The organism is Microbacterium sp. Bi128, assembly GCF_918698205.1.
Genome location: NZ_CAKKMM010000361.1, coordinates 1 through 4,394, shown reverse-complemented (window position 1 = coordinate 4,394; position 4,394 = coordinate 1). Strand labels below are relative to the sequence as shown.

Below are 4,394 nucleotides of genomic sequence, written 5' to 3'. Positions count from 1 at the left end.
TCTCCCAGGAGGTCACCTGGACGTCCAGGTCCAGGCCCAGCTTGTCCGCGACCAGCTGGGCCAGGTCCACCTCCACGCCGATCGGGGTCTTGTCGTCCGTGGCGTGGAAGGACAGCGGAATCGCGCCCGCCGTCGTCGCGACGGTCAGCTTGCCGTCCTTGCCGATCAGCGCGGGAACCTTCGCGGCCAGGGACACATCCTTCTCCGCCCGGATCCGCTGCTGGTCCGGCGAGGTGTTGTAGACGACGCCGTTGCGCGCCGCCGTCGTCGCGGGCTGCCCGCCGGATGCGGCAGACGCGCCGGGATCCGCGCAGCCACTCAGGGCCACGGTGCCGGACAGGGTGCCGATGAGGACGACGGCGGGAAGCGCCGCACGCGTCCGCCGGGGACCAGTACTCGCGCGGGTGGTGCGGAGTGCGGAGCTGATTGCCATGGGGTTCCTTAGATGTTGAAAGCGGGTTCGATGACTTTGGAGAAGAAGCTCCGGGTGCGAGCTTCGCGCGGGTTGGTGAAAATTTCCTGGGGTGTGCCTTGCTCGACGATCAGGCCCTGGTCCATGAACACCACCGTGTCGGCGACGTCGCGGGCGAAGCCCATCTCATGCGTGACGATGATCAGCGTGGTGCCGGACTTGGCCAGCCCGCGGATGACGTCCAGGACCTCGTTGACCAGTTCCGGGTCCAGAGCCGACGTGGGCTCGTCGAAGAGCAGGATCTTCGGGTCCAGGGCAAGCGCCCGGGCGATCGCGACGCGCTGCTGCTGGCCGCCGGACAGCTGGCGCGGGTAGGCGCCGGCACGGTCCTTCAGGCCCACGCGGTCCAGCAGTTCCAGCCCGCGGTCGCGGGCCTCGGCCTTGGAGAGCCGGGGTTTTCCTGCCCGCGGCGCGACGATCGGTGCCTCGGTGACGTTTTCCAGCGCGGTCAGGTGCGGGAAGAGGTTGAAGTTCTGGAACACCATGCCGATCTCGGTGCGCTGCTTCAGGATGTCCTTTTCGCGCAACTCGTGGAGCCGGCGCCCGCGGACCTCGTAGCCCACCAGCGTGCCGTCGATCGCGATGAACCCGGCGTCGACCTTTTCGAGGTGGTTGATGGTGCGCAGGAGGGTGGATTTGCCGGATCCGGACGGTCCGACGATCACGGCGACACCCCCGGGCTCGACCGTCAGCGTGATGCCCTTGAGGACTTCCGCGGCGCCGAAGGACTTGCGGACCTTCGTGATCTCGACGAGGCCGCGGGTGGTTACGGCGTCCGTGGCAGCGGCCGCGGACGGGGTCTGGGTGGTCGTACGGAGTGCGGTGCTCATCGGGTGCCCCTTTCCTGGTTCGATTCCCGGGCGGCGGGCGTATGGATGGCGAGGAATCTGCGGGCCTTCTGCAACGGGGTCAGGGGCAGCGTGCGGACCGCGCCCTTGGAGTAGTGCCGCTCGATGTAGTACTGGAAGACGCTCAGGACCGAGGTGATGACGATGTACCAGAGCGTGGCCACGAGCAGCAGCGGCAGGACCTGCTGGGTGCGGTTGTAAATGACCTGGACGGTGTAGAACAGCTCGGAATAGGCCAGGACGTAGACGATCGAGGTGCCCTTGACGAGGCCGATCACCTCGTTGAAGGCGGTGGGCAGGATGGCCCGCATGGCCTGGGGCAGGACGATCCTGGTGGAACGCCGCCAGGCCGGGATGCCCAGGGCGGTTGCGGCCTCGAGCTGGCCCTGGTCCACGGACAGGATGCCGCCGCGGATGATCTCGGCGGAGTAGGCGGCCTGGTTCAGGGTCAGGCCGAGGACTGCCGCGGCGAACTGGCTGATCAGGGTGGTGGTCTGCGCCTCAAAGAAGCGCACGTCCGTGAAGGGGAGCCCCAGGCTGATTTTCTCGTAGAGGTAGCCCAGGTTGTACCAGAGCAGCATCTGCACCAGCAGCGGCGTGGACCGGAAAATCCAGGAGAACGTCCAGGAGACGGAGACCAGCAGGGGCGACGCGGACAGCCGCATCAGCGCCAGGATGAACCCCAGGATGAAGCCGAGCGCCCCGGAGATCGCCGTCAGTTTCAGGGTCTCCAGCAGGCCGTTCACGATCGACTGCGCGGTGAACCACTGCGCCACCACGCCCCACTCCCAGCGCGGGTTGGTGGCCAGCGACCAGGCAATGCCGGCCACACCCACCGCGACGACGGCGGTGCCCACCCAGCGCCACGGATGGCGGGCCGGGACCAGCCGGTAGTCGGCGTAGTCGGTTGCGGCCTTGCGGCCCACCGAACCGGAGCCGACAGTTCCGGCCGGTGCGGTCTCGCCGGCGGGTACGGGTCCTGCGGGCCGGACCTCCGCGGTCTCGGGTGCGGATTCGATGCCGGCGGACGCCGGCTCCGGGGCGGACTGTGCCACCGGGGTTGCTGTTGAACTCATGCGCCACCTCGCTTCTTCCAGTTGCTGTGGGGGTAGTTGGCTGCCAATCTAGGGCCGTGCGAAAACGCGCGGCAAGGCGGCAGGTTGCATACGTTCACGCAGGTTCGCACGGCGTCACACGACGAATTCTTGCCTCGATTTACGTCGCGTTACGCGGGGTGAACGACCGTGACCGGCGCCTCGACCGGCTCCATTTCGGGTGCCTAGCATGAGGGCTCCGCACCCGAGCCAGGAGACCGTCATGCCAGTGAATGCCCCATCCGTGGTCCTCATCGGCGGCGGCCCGCGCGCGGCCGGGCTGCTGGAACGCCTCGCCGCCAACCGGCCGGAGCTGCTCGACGGCGCCCTGCAGATCCACGTCGTGGAGCCGCACACCCCGGGTGCCGGCAGGATCTGGCGTTACGAGCAGCATCCCGGGCTGATGCTCAACTCCGCGGCGGCGGACGTCACGATGTTCACGGATGCCTCCGTCCAATGCGAGGGACCCGCAGTCGACGGCCCCGGCCTGGCAAAGTGGGCCGCCGGGGTCCTGGACGGGTCCATCGCGGATGTTCCGGAGCTGCCGGCGGAACTCCGGCGCCAGCTGGCCGCCCTCACCGGTGCCAGCTTCCCCACCCGGCAGCTGCAGAGTGTCTACCTGGATTGGTTCTTCCGCCGCTCCGTCGCCGCCCTCGGACCGGACACCACCGTCACCGTGCACCGGGACACGGCGTCCGCCGTCGAGCCGGTGCAGCATGAAGCCGACCAGGGTCCGGAACGCTACCGCGTCCGGCTGGCCGGCGGCGCGGTACTGCCCGCCGACGTCGTGATCGCCTCCCTGGGGCACACGGATTCGCTGCCCAATGAGGAGTCTGCGGCGTGGGCCGGTTTTGCCGCCCGGCACGGTGCGTTCCACGCGGCGCCCAGCTACACCACCGACGTCGACTACTCACCCCTCGCCGCCGGCCAGGACGTGATTGTCTCCGGCATGGGCCTGGCCTTCGTGGACCTGCTGGTCCTGCTCATGGAGGGCCGCGGCGGCAGATTCGAGGAGCTGCCAGGCGGCGGCCTGCGCTACGTGCCCTCAGGTGCCGAGCCGCGGCTGTGGGCCGGCTCCCGCCGCGGCGTGCCCTACCACTCCAAGATCACGTCCGCCCTGCGCGGCGATGCAGCGGGCGAGCCGGCGTTCTTCACGGCCGACGCCGTCACGGCGCTGCTGGATGCGCCTGGCGAGGTGGACTTCCGCGCCCAGCTGTGGCCCCTGATCGCCAAGGACGCCGGTTACGCGTACTACCGCGAGCTGTTCACCGGCTACCCGGAACGGGTCCGGATCGGCTGGCGGGAATTCGCCGAACGGTTCGCCGCTGCGGACTGGTACAGCCAAGAGCGCCGGCGGCTCGTCGCCGGGTCCGTCCCGGACGCAGGGCTCCACCTGGACCTCGAACGGCTGGACCATCCCTTCGCCGGCCGCGTTTTCGCCGGCCACGCAGACTTCCAGTCGGCGGTGGCAGCGTACATTGGCCGCGACCTTGAGCTGCGCACCGGGCCGGACCATTCGGAAACCCTGGCCCTGTTCACTTCCTTGCTGAAGTCCTACATGGACCTGGGCCGGCTGGTGCCGTCCGAGCGGCTGAACGCGCGGTCGCAGCGGGAGGTCCAGGGCTGGTGGCACGGCTTCTTCAGCTTCGTGGATTCCGGGCCGCCGCCGCGCAGGCTGCGGGAGATGCTGGCGATCCACCGGGCCGGTCTGCTGCAGTTCATTGGCCCGGGACTGGAGATCGAGGCCGCGGAGTACTCGGGCCGGTTAGTCGCCCGCTCGGCCCAATCCGGGATCAGCGTGTCAGCGCCGGCCCTGATCGAGGCCCGGCTCCCGGCGCCGTCGGTGGCCCGCTCCGCGAACCCGCTGCTGCGCCAGCTGCACGCCTCCGGGCTCGGCACTGAACAGCAGCTCCTCACTGCCGACGGCACGCACGCGACCGGACGGCTCCTGGTGTCCGCCCACAACGAGCTCATCAGTCC

General features: G+C 69.3%; 4 protein-coding genes. 1 reads left to right on the top strand and 3 read right to left on the bottom strand.

Annotated features, from left to right (window positions below; translation table 11 throughout):
* From LQV45_RS19010 to LQV45_RS19000, 3 genes are all read right to left on the bottom strand, one after another.
* On the bottom strand, positions 1–433 hold a 433-nt coding region (locus LQV45_RS19010), incomplete at its 3' end, for a transporter substrate-binding domain-containing protein (RefSeq protein WP_230008355.1).
* A gap of 8 nt (positions 434–441) precedes the next feature.
* Positions 442–1,302 (bottom strand): amino acid ABC transporter ATP-binding protein, encoded by an 861-nt coding sequence (locus LQV45_RS19005; protein ID WP_230008354.1) that lies wholly within the window; start codon positions 1,300–1,302, stop codon positions 442–444.
* A complete protein-coding gene (locus LQV45_RS19000; RefSeq protein WP_230008353.1) occupies positions 1,299–2,396 on the bottom strand; it encodes an amino acid ABC transporter permease in 1,098 nt (365 codons plus the stop codon). The genes LQV45_RS19005 and LQV45_RS19000 overlap by 4 nt, the downstream gene beginning before the upstream one ends.
* 241 nt (positions 2,397–2,637) lie before the next feature.
* On the opposite strand from LQV45_RS19000, the gene LQV45_RS18995 reads away from it, so the two are divergent.
* Positions 2,638–4,394: FAD/NAD(P)-binding domain-containing protein (locus LQV45_RS18995; RefSeq protein ID WP_230008352.1), on the top strand; the 1,757-nt coding region annotated here is incomplete at its 3' end.